Genomic DNA, 20,534 nt, shown 5'->3' on the forward strand with positions numbered 1-20,534 from the left:
CGAAGGCAAGGAAATGGTGATGCCTGGCGACAACGTGTCGATCACCGTCAAGCTGATCGCCCCGATCGCCATGGAAGAAGGTCTGCGCTTCGCCATCCGCGAAGGTGGCCGCACCGTGGGCGCCGGCGTGGTGGCCAAGATCATTGCTTGATTTCGATCTGTAGGGGTATAGCTCAATTGGCAGAGCGTCGGTCTCCAAAACCGAAGGTTGTAGGTTCGATTCCTACTGCCCCTGCCACTGACCAAGTGGCGAAGATCTGAAGGTCTTCCCTCTTTGTGGTGGTTTTCAAGCCCGCCGAAGCCTCAGGCTTCAGGTGGGCTTGCGTGCCTCAAGCGTTTTGTTTGGTGTGCGTTTCATTTTTTAGGTTACGGGTTCAGATGGCCACTTCGCAAATCGAAACTGTCAGCACGGGCGCTGACAAAGCCAAGCTGGCAGCGGCCGTGCTGCTGCTGCTGGGTGGCTTTGTGGCCTTCTACTTGTTGGCGCAGCAGGCTTCCTACGTGCGTTGGCTGGCCTTGTTGGTGGCCTTGGCTGCGGCGGTGGGGGTGTTCTTCACTTCGGAGGCTGGCAAAGAGTTGATCGCTTATGGGCGCGACTCGGTGCGGGAAGTCAAAAAAGTGGTGTGGCCGGCGCGCAAAGAGGCCATGCAGATGACGGCCTACGTTTTTGCGTTTGTGTTTGTGATGTCCTTGTTCCTGTGGTTCACCGACAAGACCCTGGAATGGGTGTTGTATGACCTCGTTCTGGGCTGGAGATAACAATGACCACTGAGCAGGGTATTTTGGCGGCCGATGCCGAGGTGGCTGCGGCCAATGCGGCTGCAGGCATGCGCTGGTATGTGGTGCATGCCTATTCGGGCATGGAAAAAGCGGCCGAGCGCAACATCGTCGAGCGCATCAACCGTGCCGGCATGCAGGCGAAGTTCGGTCGCATCCTGGTGCCGACCGAAGAGGTGGTGGAGGTCAAGAACGGCCAGAAGCGGACCACCGAACGCAAGTTTTTCCCTGGCTATGTGCTGGTGGAAATGGTGATGGATGACGACACCTGGCACCTGGTGAAGCACACCAACAAGGTGACGGGTTTTGTGGGTGGGGCCAAAAACCGCCCCGTGCCCATTTCCGAGGAAGACGTTCAGAAGATCGTCAACCAGATGCAGGAAGGCTCGGACAAGCCTCGCCACAAGGTCGAATTCATGGTGGGTGAGTACATCCGCGTGAAGGAAGGCCCGTTTGCCGACTTCAATGGCACCGTCGAAGAAGTCAACTACGAAAAGAACAAGCTGCGCGTGTCGGTGACCATTTTTGGTCGCGCCACGCCGGTCGAGCTGGAATTTGCCCAGGTCGAAAAGACCTGAGCCTGAGCGTGGTGTTTGCGGGACAGGCCCGACGCAAACGCCTCCTTTCATCAACCGGGTCCCCAACCGCGAGGAGACTGTCCACCTGAAAAGGGGCGGTCGTTTGCACTCGCAGGAGCTAAAACATGGCGAAAAAAATCGTCGGCTTCATCAAGCTGCAAGTGCCAGCTGGTAAGGCCAACCCCTCTCCCCCGATCGGTCCGGCGCTGGGTCAGCGCGGCCTCAACATCATGGAATTCTGCAAGGCGTTCAACGCCCAGACCCAAGGTGTCGAGCCCGGCCTGCCACTGCCCGTGGTGATCACCGCTTTTGCCGACAAGAGCTTCACCTTCATCATCAAAACGCCTCCGGCGACCACCTTGATCAAGAAGGCCATCAAGCTCGACAAGGGCTCGCCTGTGGCCAACAAGCAAAAGGTCGGCAAGATCACGCGCGCACAGCTCGAAGAGATCGCCAAGACCAAGATGAAGGACATGACCGCTGCCGACCTGGACGCCGCTGTGCGCACCATCGCCGGTTCGGCCCGCTCGATGGGCGTGATTGTGGAGGGCGTGTGACATGGCCAAGCTGACCAAGAAACAAAAAGCCTTTGAAGGCAAGGTCGACAGCAACAAGCTGTACGCCCTGACCGACGCGCTGGCCATCATCAAGGAATGCGCCAACGCCAAGTTCGATGAGTCCATCGACGTGGCGGTGCAGCTGGGCATCGATGCCAAGAAATCCGACCAGGTGGTGCGTGGCGCCGTCGTGTTGCCCAACGGCACCGGCAAAACCAAACGCGTCGCTGTGTTCGCACAAGGTGCCAAGGCCGAAGAGGCCAAGGCCGCCGGTGCCGACGTGGTGGGTATGGACGACCTGGCGGCTGAAGTCAAGGCCGGCAACATCAACTTCGATGTGGTCATCGCCTCGCCCGACGCGATGCGCGTGGTGGGTACCCTGGGTCAGATCCTGGGTCCCCGTGGCCTGATGCCTAACCCCAAGGTGGGTACGGTCACCCCCGACGTTGCCACGGCTGTGAAAAACGCCAAGGCCGGTCAGGTGCAGTTCCGTGTCGACAAGGCCGGCATCATCCACGGCACCATCGGTCGCCGCTCGTTTGATTCCGACAAGCTCCAGGGCAATCTGGTGGCGCTGATCGATGCCCTGAACAAGGCCAAGCCGGCCACAAGCAAAGGTGTGTACCTGCGCAAAGTGGCGGTTTCGTCGACCATGGGTGTGGGCGTTCGCGTCGACATGCAATCCATCTCGGCTTGATCGTGTGAGATTTTTGGGTGGCCGGTCTTTGGGCTGGTCACCTGAATGTGGTGGGCCCGCTTGCACGAAAGTGTGGGTGGGGCCATCCAAGACCGCTGGCGCGGCCAAGGGTGCAAACCCCGAACCGCTTAATGAACGCAACGCCAGCGCAGATGGCGATCCCGCTGCAGATGGAATTTTCCTGACACAGTTGGTCGCTGCAATCCCGCGCACCAAGGGGCACGCCCTGAGGTGCATTTTGAAGGAGTAGACCTTGAGTCTGAATCGCAGTGAGAAAGAAGCGGTCATTTCCGAAGTGACCGGCCTCGCAGCTAAAGCTCAAACGCTCGTGATGGCGGAGTACCGTGGTATCACGGTCGCGGCCATGGACAAACTGCGCGTCAACGCACGCAGCAACGGTGTTTCCCTGAGTGTTCTGAAGAACACCCTGGCACGCCGTGCTGTGGCTGGCAGCGGTTTTGAAGTGGCAGCAGACCAGATGACCGGTCCGCTGATCTATGGCTTTTCCGAAGACGCAGTGGCCGCCGCCAAGGTGGTGGCCGAGTTCGCCAAGACCAACGACAAGTTGGTCATCCGCGGCGGCGTGTATGCGGGCAAGGCCCTGGACGCCAACGGCGTGAAGCAACTGGCAAGCATCCCGTCCAAGGAAGTGCTGCTGGCCCAGTTGTGTGGCTTGCTGATGTCGCCCATCTCCCGCACCGCTGTGGTGCTGGGTGCCCTGGCGGCGAAAAAAGGCGAAGGCGCTGCCGCTCCGGCAGCCGAGGAAGCTGCTGCCGCCTGAGTGCGCAGCCCCTGTTAACCAATTGTTAGGAAATCAAAATGGCATTCGATAAAGACGCATTTCTGACCGCCCTGGACAGCATGTCGGTCATGGAACTCAACGACCTGGTGAAAGCCATCGAAGAGAAGTTTGGTGTGAGCGCTGCCGCCATGGCCGCTCCCGCTGCTGGCGGTGGCGCTGCTGCCCCGGCCGCTGAAGAGAAGACCGAGTTCAACGTTGTGCTGACCGAAGCTGGCGCCAACAAGGTGTCCGTCATCAAGGCCGTGCGCGAAATCACCGGTCTGGGTCTGAAGGAAGCCAAGGACCTGGTCGACGGCGCACCGAAGAACGTGAAAGAAGGCGTTGCCAAGGCCGATGCTGAAGCCGCTGTGAAGAAGCTGGTGGAAGCCGGCGCCAAGGCCGAACTGAAGTAATTCGGTTCTGTTCCGAGGCTGGAGTGTCCGATAAGGGCCTCCAGCCTTTGGTGCTTTCAGAGCACATTCAAGAGCCGGCCCCCCCATGCGCCGTTTCCTGAGTGTCTTCTGACCCCGACTGCAGAAGACGACTTGGTTCGGGTGGCGTGCAATGCGCCACCGTCCGCCAATGGTTGGTAGAGGCCAGCCACCAAGCAATGCCACAGCGCTGGCAAGACAGTCGCCGCAGACCTCAAGCCCGGAGATCTCATGGCATCCGCACAGACGAACTATTCCTACACCGAACGCAAGCGCATTCGCAAAAGCTTTGGCAGCCGCGAAAACGTGCTCGAGATTCCTTACCTGCTGCAAATGCAGAAGGACGCCTACACCGCCTTCCTGCAAGCCGACCAGCTGCCCAAGAAGCGCTCGCCCGAAGGCCTGCAGGCCGCGTTCGAAGCCGCCTTCCCCATCGTCTCCCACAACGGTTTTGTGGAGATGAAGTTCGTCGAATACAACCTGGCCAAGCCGGCGTTTGACGTGCGCGAATGCCAGACCCGTGGCCTGACCTTCGCCTCTGCCGTGCGCGCCCGCGTGCAGCTCATCATCTATGACCGCGAGTCCTCGACCGCGCAGTCCAAGGTGGTCAAGGAAGTGAAAGAACAAGAGGTCTACATGGGCGAAGTGCCCCTGATGACCGACAAGGGCTCGTTCATCATCAACGGCACCGAGCGCGTGATCGTGTCTCAGTTGCACCGTTCGCCGGGTGTGTTCTTCGAACACGACAAGGGCAAGACCCACAGCTCGGGCAAGCTGTTGTTCTCGGCTCGCATCATTCCCTACCGCGGCTCGTGGCTCGATTTCGAATTCGATCCGAAGGACGTGCTGTTCTTCCGTGTGGACCGTCGCCGCAAGATGCCGGTCACCATCCTGCTCAAGGCCATTGGCCTGAACCCGGAATCCATCCTGGCCAACTTCTTCGTCAACGACCACTTCCGCCTGATGGACAGTGGCGCGCAGATGGAGTTTGTGGCCGAGCGCCTGCGTGGCGAAGTCGCGCGTTTCGACATCACCGACAAATCGGGCAACGTGGTGGTGGCCAAGGACAAGCGCATCACCGCGCGCCACACCCGTGAGCTGGAGCAGTCTGCCACCACGCACATCAGCGTGCCGGAAGACTTCCTGCTGGGCCGTGTGGTGGCCAAGAACATCGTTGACGCCGACACCGGCGAAATCATCGCCAAGGCCAACGAAGAACTGACCGAAGCGCTGCTGAAGAAGCTGCGCACCTCGGGTGTGCAGGACCTGCCTTGCATCTACACCAACGAACTCGACCAGGGCGCCTACATCAGCCAGACCCTGCGCATCGATGAAACGGTGGACGAATTTGCCGCCCGCGTGGCCATCTACCGCATGATGCGCCCCGGCGAGCCGCCGACCGAAGACGCCGTGCAGGCCTTGTTCCATCGCCTGTTCTACAACCCGGACACCTACGACCTGTCGCGTGTGGGCCGCATGAAGTTCAACGCCCGCGTGGGCCGCGACGAATCGACCGGCCCCATGGTGCTGTCCAACGAGGACATCCTGGCCGTGGTCAAGATCCTGGTTGACTTGCGCAACGGTCGTGGCGAAGTGGACGACATCGATCACCTGGGCAACCGCCGCGTGCGCTGCGTGGGCGAACTGGCCGAAAACCAGTACCGCACCGGCTTGGCACGTATCGAGAAGGCTGTGAAGGAGCGTCTGGGCCAGGCCGAGCAAGAGCCGCTCATGCCGCACGACCTGATCAACAGCAAGCCGATTTCGGCCGCGCTGAAAGAGTTCTTTGGTGCGTCGCAGCTGTCGCAGTTCATGGACCAGACCAACCCGCTGGCCGAGATCACCCACAAGCGCCGCGTGTCGGCCCTGGGCCCGGGCGGTTTGACCCGCGAACGCGCCGGCTTCGAAGTGCGCGACGTGCACGTCACCCACTACGGCCGTGTGTGCCCGATCGAAACGCCTGAAGGCCCGAACATCGGTCTGATCAACTCGCTGGCTTTGTACGCCCGCCTGAACGAATACGGTTTCATCGAAACCCCGTACCGCCGTGTGGTCGATGCCAAGGTGACCAATCAGATCGACTACCTGTCGGCCATCGAAGAAGGCAAGTACGTCATCGCCCAGGCCAACGCCACGCTGGACGCCGAAGGCCGCCTGTCGGGTGACCTGATCTCTGCGCGTGAAAAGGGTGAATCCATCCTGACCCCGGCCGACACCATCCAGTACATGGACGTGTCGCCTGCGCAGATCGTGTCGGTGGCCGCCTCGCTGGTGCCCTTCCTGGAACACGACGACGCGAACCGCGCGCTGATGGGCGCCAACATGTCGCGCCAGGCCGTGCCCGTGCTGCGTCCGGAAAAACCCATGGTGGGCACCGGCATCGAGCGCGTGGCCGCCGTGGACTCGGGCACCGTCGTCACCGCCAAGCGCGGCGGCGTGGTGGACTACGTGGACGCCACCCGCATCGTGATCCGTGTCAACGACGGCGAAGCCGTGGCCGGTGAAGTGGGTGTGGACATCTACAACCTGATCAAGTACCAGCGTTCCAACCAGAACACCAACATCCACCAGCGCCCCATCGTCAAGAAGGGCGATCTGCTGGCCAAGGGTGACGTGATCGCCGACGGCGCTTCGACCGACCTGGGCGAAATCGCCATCGGCCAGAACATGCTGATCGCCTTCATGCCCTGGAACGGCTACAACTTCGAAGACTCGATCCTGATCTCCGAAAAGGTGGTGGCCGACGACCGCTACACCAGCATCCACATCGAGGAACTGGTGGTGATGGCGCGCGACACCAAACTGGGCGCCGAGGAAATCACCCGCGACATCCCCAACCTGGCCGAGCAGCAGCTCAACCGCCTGGACGACTCCGGCATCATCTACGTGGGCGCCGAAGTGCTGCCGGGCGATGTGCTGGTGGGCAAGGTCACGCCCAAGGGCGAAACCACGCTGACGCCAGAAGAAAAACTGCTGCGCGCCATCTTCGGCGAGAAGGCGTCCGACGTGAAGGACACCTCGCTGCGTGTGGACCAGGGTTCCAGCGGCACCGTGATCGACGTGCAGGTCTTCACCCGCGAAGGCATCCAGCGCGACAAGCGTGCCCAGCAGATCATTGACGACGAACTCAAGCGTTTCCGCCTGGACCTGAACGACCAGTTGCGCATCGTGGAAGCCGACGCGTTCGACCGCATCGAGAAGCTGTTGCTGGGCAAGGTCGCCAACGGCGGCCCCAAGAAGCTGTCCAAGGGCACCAAGATCGACAAGGCCTACCTGGCCGAAGTCGAGAAGTACCACTGGTTTGACATCCGCCCCGCCGAAGACGACGTGGCCGCTCAGCTGGAGTCCATCAAGAACTCCATGGAGCAGACCCGCCACAGCTTCGACCTGGCGTTTGAAGAAAAGCGCAAGAAGCTCACACAAGGCGACGAGCTGCCCGCTGGCGTGCTCAAAATGGTCAAGGTCTACCTGGCCGTCAAGCGCCGCCTGCAGCCTGGCGACAAGATGGCCGGTCGCCACGGCAACAAGGGTGTGGTCTCCAAGATCACCCCAGTGGAAGACATGCCCCACCTGGCCGACGGCACGCCGGTCGACATCGTGCTGAACCCGCTGGGCGTGCCTTCGCGCATGAACATCGGTCAGGTGCTGGAAGTCCACCTGGGCTGGGCCGGCAAGGGCCTGGGCCAGCGCATCGGCGACATGCTGCAGCGTGAAGCGGCAGCCAGCGAGCTGCGCGGTTTCATGGAGCAGATTTACAACTCCACCGGCCGCAAGGAAGACCTGGCTGCTCTGAGCGACAGCGAAGTCCGCGCCATGGCGCAGGAGCTGACCACGGGCGTGCCGTTTGCCTCCCCCGTGTTCGACGGCGCGTCGGAGAAGGAGATCATGGACATGCTCCAGCTCGCCTACCCCGACGACATCGCGAAGGCCAAGGGCCTGACCGCGACCCGCACGCAGGCGCAGCTGTTCGACGGCCGCACCGGTGACGCTTTCGAGCGCAAGACCACGGTGGGCTACATGCACTACCTGAAGCTGCACCACTTGGTGGACGACAAGATGCACGCCCGTTCCACCGGCCCGTACTCGCTGGTCACGCAGCAACCGCTGGGCGGCAAGGCGCAGTTTGGTGGCCAGCGTTTCGGCGAAATGGAAGTCTGGGCGCTGGAAGCCTACGGCGCCTCCTACATCCTGCAGGAAATGCTCACCGTCAAGTCCGACGACGTGCAGGGCCGCACCAAGGTGTACGAGTCCATCGTCAAGGGCGAACACGCCATCGAAGCCGGCATGCCGGAATCGTTCAACGTGCTGGTCAAGGAAATCCGCTCGCTGGGTATCGACATCGAACTCGAGCGTTCGTGATTCACTGAAGAAAAGGAAACCGACAAATGAAATCCTTGCTCGACCTGTTCAAGCAGTTCACGCCCGACGAGCATTTCGATGCCATCCGCATCGGTCTGGCCTCGCCGGAAAAAATCCGTTCCTGGTCCTTCGGTGAAGTCAAAAAGCCCGAGACCATCAACTACCGCACCTTCAAGCCCGAGCGCGATGGCCTGTTCTGCGCCAAGATCTTTGGCCCCATCAAGGACTACGAGTGCCTGTGCGGCAAGTACAAGCGCCTCAAGCACCGTGGTGTCATCTGCGAGAAGTGCGGCGTTGAAGTCACGCAGACCAAGGTGCGTCGCGAGCGCATGGGTCACATCGACCTGGCCGCGCCCTGTGCCCACATCTGGTTCCTGAAGTCGCTGCCGTCGCGTCTGGGCCTGGTGCTGGACATGACGCTGCGCGACATCGAACGTGTGCTGTACTTTGAAGCCTATGTGGTGACCGACCCCGGCATGACCGCGCTGAAGAAGTTCAGCATCATGTCGGAGGACGACTACGACGCCAAGCGCAAGGAGCTGGGTGACGAGTTCGAGGCCAAGATGGGCGCCGAAGGCATCAAGGACCTGCTGGAGTCCATCGACCTCGACATCGAGATCGAGAAGCTGCGCAACGACCTGACCGGCTCCGAGCTCAAGATCAAGAAGAACGCCAAGCGCCTCAAGGTGCTGGAAGCCTTCAAGAAGAGCGGCATCAAGCCCGAGTGGATGGTGCTGGACGTGCTGCCCGTGCTGCCGCCGGACCTGCGTCCGCTGGTGCCCCTGGACGGCGGCCGCTTCGCGACCTCCGACCTGAACGACCTGTACCGCCGCGTCATCAACCGCAACTCGCGTCTGCGCCGCCTGCTGGAGCTGAAGGCCCCAGAAATCATCGCGCGCAACGAAAAGCGCATGCTGCAGGAAGCCGTGGACAGCTTGCTGGACAACGGCCGCCGTGGCAAGGCCATGACGGGCGCCAACAAGCGCGCCCTGAAGTCGCTGGCCGACATGATCAAGGGCAAGAGCGGCCGTTTCCGCCAGAACTTGCTGGGCAAACGCGTCGACTACTCCGGTCGTTCGGTCATCACCGTGGGCCCGACCCTCAAGTTGCACCAGTGCGGCCTGCCCAAGCTGATGGCCCTGGAGCTGTTCAAGCCTTTCATCTTCTCGCGCCTGGAAGCCATGGGCATCGCCACCACCATCAAGGCAGCGAAAAAAGAAGTGGAAGCCGGCACCCCCGTGGTGTGGGACATCCTCGAAGAGGTCATCAAAGAGCACCCGGTGCTGCTGAACCGTGCGCCCACGCTGCACCGTCTCGGTATCCAGGCGTTTGAACCCATCCTGATCGAAGGCAAGGCCATCCAGCTGCACCCGCTCGTCTGTTCGGCCTTCAACGCCGACTTCGACGGTGACCAGATGGCCGTTCACGTGCCGCTGTCGGTGGAAGCGCAGATGGAAGCCCGCACCCTGATGCTGGCCTCCAACAACGTGTTGTTCCCGGCTTCGGGTGAACCCTCCATCGTGCCGTCGCAAGACGTGGTGCTGGGCCTGTACTACACCACCCGCGAGCGCATCAACGGCAAGGGCGAAGGCATGGTCTTCTCCGACCTGGCCGAGGTGCTGCGCGCGCTGGAGGCTGGTGTGGTCGAACTGACCGCCAAGATCAGCGTGCGCCTGACTGAGTGGGTCAAGGACAAGGACAGCGGCGAATTCGTGGCCGAAACCAAGATGGTGGACACCACCGCCGGTCGCGCCCTGTTGTCTGAAATCCTGCCCAAGGGCCTGGCCTTCAGCAACCTGAACAAGGCGCTGAAGAAGAAGGAAATCTCGCGCCTGATCAACACCTCCTTCCGCAAATGTGGCTTGAAGGAAACCGTGGTGTTTGCCGACAAGCTGCTGCAAAACGGCTTCCGCCTGGCCACCAAGGCCGGCATCTCCATCTGTGTGGACGACATGCTGGTGCCCAAGGAGAAACACGGCATCATAGAGCGCGCCGAGAACGAGGTGAAGGAAATCGCCCAGCAGTACTCGTCGGGTCTGGTGACCGCTGGCGAGCGCTACAACAAGGTGGTGGACATCTGGGGCAAGGCCGGTGACGAAGTCTCCAAGGTCATGATGGCCCAGCTGGCCAAGGAAAAGACCATCGACCGCTCCGGCAAGGAAGTCGATCAGGAGTCGTTCAACTCCATCTACATGATGGCCGACTCGGGCGCGCGGGGTTCTGCCGCCCAGATTCGCCAGCTGGCCGGCATGCGCGGCCTGATGGCCAAGCCTGACGGCTCCATCATCGAGACCCCCATCACGGCGAACTTCCGTGAAGGTCTGAACGTGTTGCAGTACTTCATCTCCACCCACGGCGCCCGCAAGGGTCTGGCCGACACGGCGTTGAAGACCGCGAACTCGGGCTACCTGACGCGCCGTCTGGTGGACGTGACACAGGATCTGGTGGTCAACCAGAACGACTGCGGCACCTCCAATGGCACGCTGATGCGCGCCATCGTCGAAGGTGGTGAAGTCATCGAATCGCTGCGCGACCGCGTGCTGGGCCGTGTGACCGCCGAAGAGGTGATCCACCCCGAAACCCGCGCCACGCTGCTGCACGCCGGCGAAATGCTGGACGAGGACATCCTCGACATGCTGGAAGCCGCTGGTGTGGACGAGGTCAAGGTCCGCACCGCGCTGACCTGCGAAACCCGTTTTGGCATCTGCGCCAAGTGCTACGGTCGCGACCTCGGCCGTGGTGGCCTGGTGAACATGGGCGAAGCGGTGGGTGTGATCGCCGCCCAGTCCATCGGCGAACCCGGCACCCAGCTGACCATGCGTACCTTCCACATCGGTGGTGCGGCCTCGCGTGCGGCCATCGCCTCCAGCGTGGAAGCCAAGTCCAGCGGCATCATCGGCTTCAACGCCACGATGCGCTACGTGACCAACACCAAGGGTGAACTGGTGGTGATTTCCCGTTCCGGGGAAATTGTCATCCACGACGAACACGGCCGTGAGCGTGAGCGCCACAAGGTGCCTTACGGCGCCATCCTGTCCATCAAGGCCGACCAGACCATCAAGGCTGGCACCATCCTGGCCAACTGGGACCCGCTGACCCGCCCCATCATCACGGAGTTCGCCGGTCAGGTGAAGTTCGAGAACGTGGAAGAGGGCCTGACTGTGGCCAAGCAGGTGGACGATGTCGCCGGCCTGAGCACGCTGGTGGTGATCGATCCCAAGCGCCGTGGCGCGGCCAAGGTCGTGCGTCCGCAGGTCAAGCTGATCGATGCCCAAGGCAACGAAGTGAAGATCCCCGGCACCGACCACTCGGTGACCATCGGCTTCCAGGTCGGCGCGCTGATCCAGGTGCGCGACGGCCAAGACGTGGGTCCCGGCGAGGTGCTGGCGCGTATCCCGGTCGAAGGCCAGAAGACGCGAGACATCACCGGCGGTCTGCCGCGTGTGGCCGAGCTGTTCGAAGCCCGCAGCCCCAAAGACAAGGGTGTGCTGGCCGAACTCACCGGCACCGTGTCCTTCGGCAAGGAGACCAAAGGCAAGATCCGCCTGCAGATCACCGATCCGGACGGCAAGGTCTGGGAAGACCTGGTGCCCAAGGAAAAGAACATCCTGGTGCACGAAGGCCAGGTGGTCAACAAGGGCGAAAGCGTGGTGGACGGCCCGGCCGATCCGCAGGACATCTTGCGCCTGCTGGGCATGGAAGAGCTGGCCCGCTACATCGTCGACGAAGTGCAGGACGTCTACCGCCTGCAGGGCGTGAAGATCAACGACAAGCACATCGAGGTGATCGTTCGCCAGATGCTGCGCCGTGTGGTCGTCGACAGCGTGGGCGATTCCAGCTACATCGCGGGTGAACAGGTCGAGCGCAGCGAGATCCTCAACACCAACGACGCGCTGTTGGCCGACGGCAAGATCCCGGCGACCTACAGCAACGTGCTGCTGGGCATCACCAAGGCCTCGTTGTCCACCGACTCGTTCATCTCCGCCGCGTCCTTCCAGGAAACCACGCGTGTGCTGACCGAAGCTGCCATCATGGGCAAGCGCGATCCGCTGCGCGGCCTGAAGGAAAACGTGATCGTGGGCCGCCTGATCCCCGCCGGTACCGGCATGGCTTACCACGATGCCCGCAAGGCCCGCGAGAAGATGGACGACGAAGAGCGTCGCGCCATCGCCGAAGCCGATGCGATGCAGCTGGCCTCTGACCAGGCCGACGCGGCCGCCGCTGCCGAAGGCGCTGCTGGCGAATAAGTCGCCTCGCGCCCTTGGCCCGAAAAGCGCCCCGGCCCGGGTTCGGCCCGGGGCGTTTTTCTGCCTGTTTCACCGTGTGTTGACAAGGAATGCCGTTCATGACTTCCGGCTTATGGGTATTGATCGCGACCAGTGCCATCCTCGTGTTCTGGGTTGTGGGCGCCTACAACCGCCTGGTGCGGCTGAAAAACGCCATTGGCGCGGCGTTCGCTCAGCTCGATGAACAACTGCGCCGCCGCCACGATCTGATCGTGCGGTTGATGACTTTGGTGGCAGGGCCCTTGTCTCAGGAGAGCGGTGCGCTGGATGCCTTGACGGCCGCCGGCAACCAAGCCCGTGAAGCCGCAGAGCGCGCTCGCGCGACCCCCTTGCTGGCAGGCCCGCTGGGGGCCCTGGCCGGGGCGGAGCAAATGTTGGCCGCCAGCCTGCAGCGCGTGTTGGCCCTGGTGGAGCACCATGCGGACCTGCAGCACGATGCGGCGGTGCGGGAAATCGGCGAGGCCTTGCTCGACACCCGCCACCGCATCGGCTTTGCGCGTCTGGCCTACAACGACCACGTGCAGGCATTCAACGACGCCACCGCGCAGTTCCCTACGGTGGTGTTGGCGCGCGTGTTCGGCTTCTTCCCGCTGGAGCCCCTGGTGGCGCTGCCATGATCCAACCTGTACCCATGACCCAGGGTGCGCAGGCGCCCGCGCTTTCGCAACAACTGGCACCAGCGTCGCAGTGTCTGCTTGCAGTGCAGAGCGGGCGCTCACTTTCTGATGTTTTGCCGCAGGTGCCGAGCGCGCTGCGCCCGGGTGTACAGGCCCTGGTGTTCCACGCCCTGCGTCAGGCCGGCATGACCGCCGCCCTGGTCAAGCTGTTGGCCAACCGCGCGCCATCCCCCCCGGTGCGGGCCTTGTTGCAGCTGGCGTTGGCTCTCATGCCTGAACTCAGCGCCGACGAAGGCGCGCCCCACTACAGCGCGCACACGCTGGTGAGCCAAGCCGTGCAGGCGGCCAAAACCGCGCACGACACCCAGGCGCAGGCCGGTTTTGTGAACGCCTGCTTGCGGCGTTTCCAACGCGAGGCGGCGGCCTTGCTGGTGCAAGCTGGCCGCCACCCCGAGGCGCGTTGGAACCACCCCGCGTGGTGGGTGCGCCGTGTGCAGCAAGACCACCCCCAGCAATGGGAGGCCGTTCTGGCGGCCAGCAACCGCCCGGGGGCCATGGCTTTGCGGGTGAACCGCCGCCACGGCAGCCGAGAGGCCTATTTGCAGCGCCTCACCGCCGCCGGGTTGCCGGCGCGCGCGGCGGGCGACGGGTATGGCGTGCTGCTGGACCACGGTGTGCCGGTGGACCGGTTGCCGGGTTTTGCGGACGGTGATGTGTCGGTGCAAGACCTCGCGGCGCAACAGGCCGCGCCGCTGCTGCTGGCAGGGCACGACAGCCAGCAACGACTGCGGGTGCTGGACGCCTGTGCCGCCCCCGGCGGCAAAACCGCCCACCTCTTGGAGCACGCCGACGTGGACGTGCTGGCGCTGGACAAAGACGCGCAGCGCTGCGAACGCATCCACGACAACCTGCGCCGCTTGCGCCTGGCGGCGCAGGTGCGTGCGGCCGATGCCGCGCGCCCTGCCGACTGGTGGGACGGCGAGCCGTTTGACGCCATCTTGCTCGATGCGCCCTGCACAGCGTCGGGCATCGTCAGGCGCCACCCCGACGTGCGCTGGCTGCGGCGCGAAGCGGACGTGGCCCAGCTGGCCCACCAGCAGCGCGTGTTGCTCGACGCCTTGTGGCCTTTGCTGCGACCTGGTGGGCGGCTGGTGTATGCGACGTGTTCGGTCTTTCGCGCCGAGGGCAGCGACCAGGTGAAAGCGTTTCTTGAACGCCACAGTGGTGCGCGTGCCGGTGTGGCACCGGGGCATTTGTTGCCCGGTCTGCCGGAGGGAGGTGGGCAGTTCAACGACAATGATTCGGGTGAGCACGACGGCTTTTTTTATGCCTGCCTGGAGAAGGCAACGACTTGACCGCCTGGTGGTCTGGGTGGTGTTGCTGTGGGTTGGCCTGTGGTGGGGCACCCCCAGCCAGGCCCAGCAGCCGGCGACTGACGCCGCCGTGGCGGTGCAGCGCAGCACCGACGGCCTGTTCATCACCGCGCGTTTGCCGCTGGAACTGGGGCCGGCGGTGGAAGACGCCTTGTTCAAGGCCGTGCCGGTCTATTTTGTCTACCAGGCTGACGTGTATGAGCCCCGCTGGTACTGGACGGACAAGCGGATCGCGACCGCCACGCGCACCCTGCGCCTGGCCTACCAGCCGCTGACACGCCGCTGGCGTCTGAGTGCTTCTGCCGGCGCGGGCGCAGGCAACGCGCAGCAATACGCACTGCACCAGAACTTTGAAACCCTGTCGGAAGCGGTGGCCGCCCTGGGCCGCCTGGCGCGCTGGAAAGTGGCCGACGACAGCCGGCTCGACGACGGTGAACGCTACAGCGTGGCCTTCCGCTTTCGCCTGGACCTTTCGCTGTTGCCTCGGCCGTTCCAGATCGGCATGGCCAACCAACCCGACTGGAACATCGACATCACGCGCCAGTTGCGTACCTCGGCCAGCGCCGAATCGGGCGACGCGCCGGCCCCGGCGGCCCCGGAATCGGTGGCAGAGCCCACCCGTTGAACCACATGGCCACAACCACCCCACCCGCACCGCGCACCCCCTGGCGCCAGTCGGCGCCGCTGCGTTGGGCGCTGGGCACGGGCCTGGTGTTTGTGGCCGGTGTGGTGATGGTGCTGCTGTTTTTGCTGACGGTGGCCACCAACAACCGCGTGTTGTACGAAACCTATTTCGGCTGGCTGGTGGGCATCAACATCGCTGTGGCGGGGGTGTTGCTGGCGGTGATTGGCTGGGTGGTGGTCCGCCTGACACTGCGCATGCGCCGCAAAAAATTTGGCAGCCAGTTGCTGGTCAAGCTGGCCCTGATTTTTGGCCTGGTGGGCTTTCTTCCAGGGCTGCTCATCTACACGGTGTCGTACCAGTTTGTCTCGCGCTCCATTGAAAGCTGGTTCGACGTGCGGGTGGAGTCCGCGCTCACTGCGGGGCTCAACCTGGGACGCAACACGCTGGATGTCCTCAGCGATGACCTGGCCACCAAAACGCGGGTGGCCGCCAACGCGCTGTCCGACGTGAGCAATGCCGGCGCGGGTCTGGCCCTGGAGCGCATCCGTGAGCAGCTGGGTGTGAAGGACGTGATCCTGTGGAGTGCCGGTGGGCAGGCCATCGCCGCCGCCGGCGATTCGCGTTTTGCCCTCAAGCCCGAACGCCCGCCAGCGGCCTTGTTGCGCAATGTGCGCGCCCAACGTGCCCTGGCGTCGGTCGAAGGACTGGAGGAGGGCGGCAACGGCGTGGTGGCAGGTGACATCCCTTCGACGCCGGCACCGCCATCGGAGGTGGCCCGCATCCGCGCGCTGGCCGTGGTGAACGTGTCCTCTTTGGGGCTGTCCAGCGAGTTGCGATATCTGGAGGTGGTCGTGCCACTGTCGCCCTTGCTGGTGGCCGATGCCCTGGCGGTGCAAGCCGCACACCGCGAATACCAGGAACGCGCACTGGCGCGGCAGGGCCTGCGCCGCATGTACATCGGTACCTTGACGCTGGCCCTGTTTCTGGCCGTGTTTGGTGCGGTGCTGCTGGCCGTGCTGCTGGGCAACCAGCTGGTGCGCCCGCTGCTGGTGTTGGCCGAAGGCATGCGCGAAGTGGCCAAAGGGGACTTGCGCCCCAAAGCGGCGTTGACCGCACGCGATGAACTGGCCGGGCTCACCCGCACTTTTGCCCACATGACACAGGACCTGGCCGACGCCCGCGCCGAGGTGCAGCGCGGCCTGGAGCAGGTGGACGCCGCGCGCGCCAACCTGCAGACCATTCTGGACAACCTGACCGCCGGTGTGGTGGTGTTGGACGAACAGGGCGCCATCCTCAGCGTCAACCCAGGCGCGGCGCGCATCCTGCACCGCAGCCTGTCGCTGCACCTGGGCCAGGTGCTGGCCACCGTGCCCGGGCTGGAGGTGTTCGGGCAAGGGGTGATGGCCCAGTTCGATCGTTTTCTGTCGGAACAGACCGCCCACGAAGGCGGACATTGGCAACAATCGTTCGAGTTGTCCGTGGATGGCGCGCAGGCCTCTATGACCGAAGACCTGCGCAGCCACCTCACCCTGATTGCGCGCGGCGCCATCCTGCCCCACAACGAACGCCTGCTGGTGTTTGACGACGTCTCCGACATGATTTCTGCCCAGCGCTCCAAGGCCTGGGGCGAGGTGGCGCGGCGTCTGGCGCACGAAATCAAAAACCCGCTCACGCCCATACAACTCTCGGCCGAGCGTTTGGCCATGAAGTTGGAGCACAAGGTGAGTGGCCCGGAACTGGCGTTGCTCAACAAATCGGTCAAGACCATCGTCGACCAGGTCGATGCCATGAAGCGCCTGGTCAACGAATTCCGCGACTACGCCCGCTTGCCGGCGGCGCAACTCACCCCGCTGGATCTCAACGCCTTGGTGCTCGATGTCCTCTCGCTCTACGACCAGGCGGAGGTGCCGGTGCGGCACGAGCTGGACCCGTTGTGTCCACCTGTGATGGCCGATCCCCAGCAGGTGCGGCAGGTGGTGCACAACCTGGTGCAAAACGCGCAGGATGCCACCGCGCCGGGCAGCGCAGGCGTGGTGTGCTTGCGCACGCGCCGGTCCGAGTCGGGGCGTTGGGTGCGCCTCATCGTCACCGACGAGGGCAGCGGTTTCGCCGAGCACATCCTGCAGCGCGCTTTCGAGCCGTACGTCACGACCAAAACCAAAGGCACTGGCCTGGGCCTGGCGGTGGTGAAAAAAATCATGGACGAACACGGTGGCCGCATCGACCTGAGCAACCGCATGAGCGAGGGGCGGCTGGTGGGGGCTCAAGTGTCGCTATCATTCGCAGTTGCAAATTGACAACATCAGCGAGGACATCCGCGCGCGGCCATGGCAAACATACTGGTGGTAGACGACGAGTTGGGCATACGCGACTTGTTGTTCGAAATTCTGAACGACGAAGGGCACAGCGTGGATCTGGCCGAAAACGCGGCACAGGCACGGGCCCTGCGCAACGCACAGCGGCCTGATCTGATCCTGCTCGACATCTGGATGCCTGACACCGACGGTGTCACGCTGCTCAAGGAGTGGTCGAGTGCCGGATTGCTCAACATGCCGGTGATCATGATGAGCGGGCACGCCACCATCGATACCGCCGTCGAAGCCACCCGCATCGGCGCCATGGCCTTTCTCGAAAAACCCATCACCTTGCAGAAATTGCTCAAGGCGGTGGAGCTTGGTCTGAACAAGACGCCGGCCAAACCCGCGCCCATGCGCATGCCCTTGCCGGGTCCACAAGAGCCCTCGGGAGCGGTGGTGGCGCCGCACGTGGTTGCCGTGGAGCCACTGCTGCCGGTGGGGCCACAAGGGGTGCAGAGTTTCGAACTGGACGCGCCACTGCGCGAGGCCCGCGACGGTTTTGAGAAGGCGTACTTCGAGTTCCATCTCGCCAAAGAGGGCGGCTCCATGACGCGGGTCGCCGAAAAAACCGGCCTGGAACGCACCCACCTCTACCGCAAGCTCAAGCAACTGGGTGTCGATCTGTCGCGCGGCAAACGCAACGGACATTGATGGGCGCAATGCGCTGATTTCCGTGCTATAATTTTCGTCTTGATGGCCCGGTAGCTCAGTTGGTAGAGCAGCGGATTGAAAATCCGCGTGTCGATGGTTCGATTCCGTCCCAGGCCACCAAAATTTCAAAAAGCCCATCCGCTGGTGGGCTTTTTCTTTGACCCCCGATGTGGTCAAAAAACGCGGGAATAGCTCAGTTGGTAGAGCGCAACCTTGCCAAGGTTGAGGTCGCGAGTTCGAATCTCGTTTCCCGCTCCATCCTTTTTTGATGGATGGCCCATGTGGCTCAGTGGTAGAGCACTCCCTTGGTAAGGGAGAGGTCGCGGGTCCGATTCCCGCCATGGGCACCAGCCTTCTCGGCTCCGCGAGCAAACAGGCTGTTTGCCTTGAACGTGTGGCCTACACTTTGTGCTGGTGTGGCTGCGCTGGGCAGCCCGCAGGAGTTGCATGTTTCCCGTTCACCCCACTTCACCGCCGATCACCGTGTCCGTGGTCAGCCATGGGCATGACGCGTGGTTGCCTCCCTTGCTGCAGGATTTGGCGTCGGTGTCATCGGGCTTGTTGTGTCGGGTGGTGGTGACACACAACCTGCCTGCTTCGCCACTGGCCGCGGGCGGTTTGCCGTTTGAGGTGATCGAGATCCACAACCCCAGGCCATTGGGTTTTGGGGCCAACCACAACCAGGCCTTTGCCCATGTGGCGTCGCCGTTTTTTTGCGTGCTCAATCCCGACATGCGATTGACCGACCCGGCGCTGTGGCCACAGCTGTTGGCGGCGGCCAGCCTGCCGGGCGCCGGTGCGGTGACCGCCACGCTCCTGAACGCGGACGGCACTGTGCAGGACAACCAGCGTGCCCTCGTCACGCCGTGGGCGCTGTTTCGTCGCCGTGTTCTGCGTCGCCCGGAGCGGGGGACCGATTGGTACAGCGCCGCCTTGCTCCTGATGCCGTCGTCGGCCTACCGCGCTGTGGGCGGCTTTGATGAGCGCTTCCACATGTATTGCGAGGACGTGGATTTGTGCCTCAGGTTGCAGTTGGCCGGTCTGCGATTGACGCGGGTGCCCGGCACCGCCCAACACCACGCGCAGCGTGACAGCCTGCGCCGCTGGCACGCGCTGGGCTGGCATGTGCACAGCCTGTTGCGACTGTGGTGCAGTGTTGCGTTCTGGCGTTACCGGCTGCAACAGCGGGTGCTGCGCGGGCAGCGATAATCGCGCGACTCAACAAGCCTTGGTGGTGGCATGCCTTTTCTGCTGTTTTTCTGCGCCGCCTTTTCGTTTTTTTTCAGCGCGTGGTTGATTCGCTACGCACGTGGCCACACACAACACTACACCGGCGACATGCCCCAGCGATTTCACTGGGGCCATGTGCCGCGTGTGGGTGGTGTGGCCATGGGAGGCGCCTTGTTGCTGGCGTTGGTGTGGCTTGGGGTGGCCAGCCCCATGGGTTGGCCGCCCCGTGCCAACTTCACCGCGGCTGAACTGCTGGCCTGGGCCGTTGCCACGGGTGTGTCCACGGGCGCCGGGGTGTACGAGGACGTCACGCAGCGGCTCGCGGTGGCGTTCCGTCTTGGACTGACCGCCATGGCCGCTGTGGTGGCCATCTGGGCCATGGACCTGACCGTGCCGCGCCTGGGCTTGCCCTGGGTGGATGGCTGGTGGGCGGCAGCGGTCTGGCCGGGGGTGGCCCTGGCTGTGTTTGCTGTGGCTGGCCTGCCCCACGCCTTCAACCTGATTGACGGCTACAACGGTCTGGCGGGCACCGTGGCCTTGTTGGTCTGCCTCGCACTGGCCTATGTGTCGCTTCAGGTGGGCGACCGGCAGATGATGACCTTGAGTCTGGCGCTGGCCGGCGCCACGGTGGGTTTTCTGGTCTGGAACTACCCGCGCGGCTTGTTGTTTGCGGGCGACGGCGGGGCCTACCTCTGGGGCACGGTGGTCGCGCTGATCAGCATCACGCTGGTGCAGCGCCATCCGCTGGTGTCGCCCTGGTTTCCGGTGCTGCTGCTGATCTACCCGGTCTGGGAGACGCTGTTCTCCATCTTCCGCAAGTCCGCGCGCGGCGTCTCGCCAGGCGTGGCCGATGCGCTGCATTTTCACCAGCTGATCTACCGCCGCATTGTGCGTGGCGTCTTTCACGACGATGAGTCGCGGCGCATGTTGATGCGCAACAACCGCACCTCGCCGTATCTGTGGGGCTTCACCCTGCTCACCGCCGCGCCAGCGGTGCTGTTTTGGCGCCACACCGGTGTCTTGATGGCGATGACGGTGCTGTTTGTGGTCAGCTACCTCTGGGCCTACAGCGCCATCGTCCGGTTCCGTGTGCCTCGTTGGCTGCGACATTGAAAGAATCGTGCGCCAAATCGCAAAATCCATCCAATAATTAATTGACACTTACAATTTAATGGTTAAATTGTGTCAATTATTGGTTTGTTTCAACAATAAGCA

The 20,534-nt window shown here is 63.2% G+C and carries 16 protein-coding genes and 4 tRNA genes; all 20 read left to right on the plus strand.

Going from position 1 to position 20,534, the window contains the following annotated elements; translation table 11 throughout:
• On the plus strand, window positions 1–151 hold a 151-nt coding region (locus ACFQPB_RS17985; RefSeq protein ID WP_465262282.1), incomplete at its 5' end, for an EF-Tu C-terminal domain-related protein.
• A gap of 11 nt (window positions 152–162) precedes the next feature.
• A tRNA-Trp gene (locus tag ACFQPB_RS17990) sits at window positions 163–238 on the plus strand.
• Window positions 239–378: 140 nt separating this feature from the next.
• Entirely contained in the window at window positions 379–759 is a 381-nt protein-coding gene (gene secE / locus ACFQPB_RS17995) for a preprotein translocase subunit SecE (protein WP_382226257.1), read from the plus strand.
• Window positions 760–827: 68 nt separating this feature from the next.
• Window positions 828–1,355, plus strand: coding sequence for a transcription termination/antitermination protein NusG (nusG, locus tag ACFQPB_RS18000; RefSeq protein ID WP_382199983.1), 528 nt, complete (start codon window positions 828–830; stop codon window positions 1,353–1,355).
• 125 nt (window positions 1,356–1,480) lie between these two features.
• Window positions 1,481–1,912, plus strand: a complete 432-nt coding sequence (rplK, locus tag ACFQPB_RS18005; RefSeq protein WP_086121537.1) for a 50S ribosomal protein L11 — start codon at window positions 1,481–1,483, stop codon at window positions 1,910–1,912.
• A 1-nt stretch (window position 1,913) separates the two neighbouring features.
• Window positions 1,914–2,609 (plus strand): 50S ribosomal protein L1, encoded by a 696-nt coding sequence (gene rplA, locus ACFQPB_RS18010; protein ID WP_382226260.1) that lies wholly within the window; start codon window positions 1,914–1,916, stop codon window positions 2,607–2,609.
• Window positions 2,610–2,862: 253 nt separating this feature from the next.
• A complete protein-coding gene (gene rplJ, locus ACFQPB_RS18015) occupies window positions 2,863–3,390 on the plus strand; it encodes a 50S ribosomal protein L10 (RefSeq protein ID WP_382199696.1) in 528 nt (175 codons plus the stop codon).
• Window positions 3,391–3,428: 38 nt separating this feature from the next.
• A complete protein-coding gene (rplL, locus tag ACFQPB_RS18020; protein WP_382199697.1) occupies window positions 3,429–3,803 on the plus strand; it encodes a 50S ribosomal protein L7/L12 in 375 nt (124 codons plus the stop codon).
• 249 nt (window positions 3,804–4,052) lie between these two features.
• Window positions 4,053–8,180: a DNA-directed RNA polymerase subunit beta gene (rpoB, locus tag ACFQPB_RS18025; protein WP_382226263.1), complete on the plus strand. Its 4,128-nt coding sequence runs from the start codon at window positions 4,053–4,055 to the stop codon at window positions 8,178–8,180.
• Between the two features lie 26 nt (window positions 8,181–8,206).
• Window positions 8,207–12,427 (plus strand): DNA-directed RNA polymerase subunit beta', encoded by a 4,221-nt coding sequence (rpoC, locus tag ACFQPB_RS18030; RefSeq protein WP_382226266.1) that lies wholly within the window; start codon window positions 8,207–8,209, stop codon window positions 12,425–12,427.
• A gap of 98 nt (window positions 12,428–12,525) precedes the next feature.
• The gene (locus ACFQPB_RS18035) at window positions 12,526–13,083 is read left to right on the plus strand and encodes a LemA family protein (RefSeq protein WP_382226269.1); all 558 of its coding nucleotides are present in this window, start codon (window positions 12,526–12,528) and stop codon (window positions 13,081–13,083) included.
• On the plus strand, window positions 13,080–14,438 hold the full coding sequence (gene rsmB / locus ACFQPB_RS18040; RefSeq protein WP_382226272.1) for a 16S rRNA (cytosine(967)-C(5))-methyltransferase RsmB: 1,359 nt from the start codon (window positions 13,080–13,082) through the stop codon (window positions 14,436–14,438). Before ACFQPB_RS18035 ends, rsmB begins: the two co-directional genes overlap by 4 nt.
• The gene (locus tag ACFQPB_RS18045; RefSeq protein WP_382226273.1) at window positions 14,410–15,081 is read left to right on the plus strand and encodes a DUF4390 domain-containing protein; all 672 of its coding nucleotides are present in this window, start codon (window positions 14,410–14,412) and stop codon (window positions 15,079–15,081) included. Before rsmB ends, ACFQPB_RS18045 begins: the two co-directional genes overlap by 29 nt.
• A gap of 5 nt (window positions 15,082–15,086) precedes the next feature.
• The gene (locus ACFQPB_RS18050; protein ID WP_382226276.1) at window positions 15,087–17,378 is read left to right on the plus strand and encodes a sensor histidine kinase; all 2,292 of its coding nucleotides are present in this window, start codon (window positions 15,087–15,089) and stop codon (window positions 17,376–17,378) included.
• Window positions 17,379–17,408: 30 nt separating this feature from the next.
• Window positions 17,409–18,089 carry a response regulator gene (locus ACFQPB_RS18055; protein WP_382226280.1) on the plus strand — a complete coding sequence of 227 codons (681 nt, stop codon included), beginning with the start codon at window positions 17,409–17,411 and terminating at the stop codon, window positions 18,087–18,089.
• Window positions 18,090–18,133: 44 nt separating this feature from the next.
• A tRNA-Phe gene (locus ACFQPB_RS18060) sits at window positions 18,134–18,209 on the plus strand.
• A gap of 62 nt (window positions 18,210–18,271) precedes the next feature.
• Window positions 18,272–18,347: transfer RNA gene (locus tag ACFQPB_RS18065), tRNA-Gly, on the plus strand.
• A gap of 17 nt (window positions 18,348–18,364) precedes the next feature.
• A tRNA-Thr gene (locus ACFQPB_RS18070) sits at window positions 18,365–18,439 on the plus strand.
• A gap of 97 nt (window positions 18,440–18,536) precedes the next feature.
• Window positions 18,537–19,298, plus strand: coding sequence for a glycosyltransferase (locus ACFQPB_RS18075; protein WP_382226283.1), 762 nt, complete (start codon window positions 18,537–18,539; stop codon window positions 19,296–19,298).
• Window positions 19,299–19,328: 30 nt separating this feature from the next.
• On the plus strand, window positions 19,329–20,432 hold the full coding sequence (locus tag ACFQPB_RS18080; protein ID WP_382226286.1) for an MraY family glycosyltransferase: 1,104 nt from the start codon (window positions 19,329–19,331) through the stop codon (window positions 20,430–20,432).
• Window positions 20,433–20,534 lie beyond the last annotated feature (102 nt).

The sequence above is a fragment of the Hydrogenophaga atypica genome, assembly GCF_042665215.1.
In the GTDB taxonomy this organism is placed as follows: Bacteria; Pseudomonadota; Gammaproteobacteria; order Burkholderiales; family Burkholderiaceae_C; genus Hydrogenophaga; species Hydrogenophaga defluvii_A.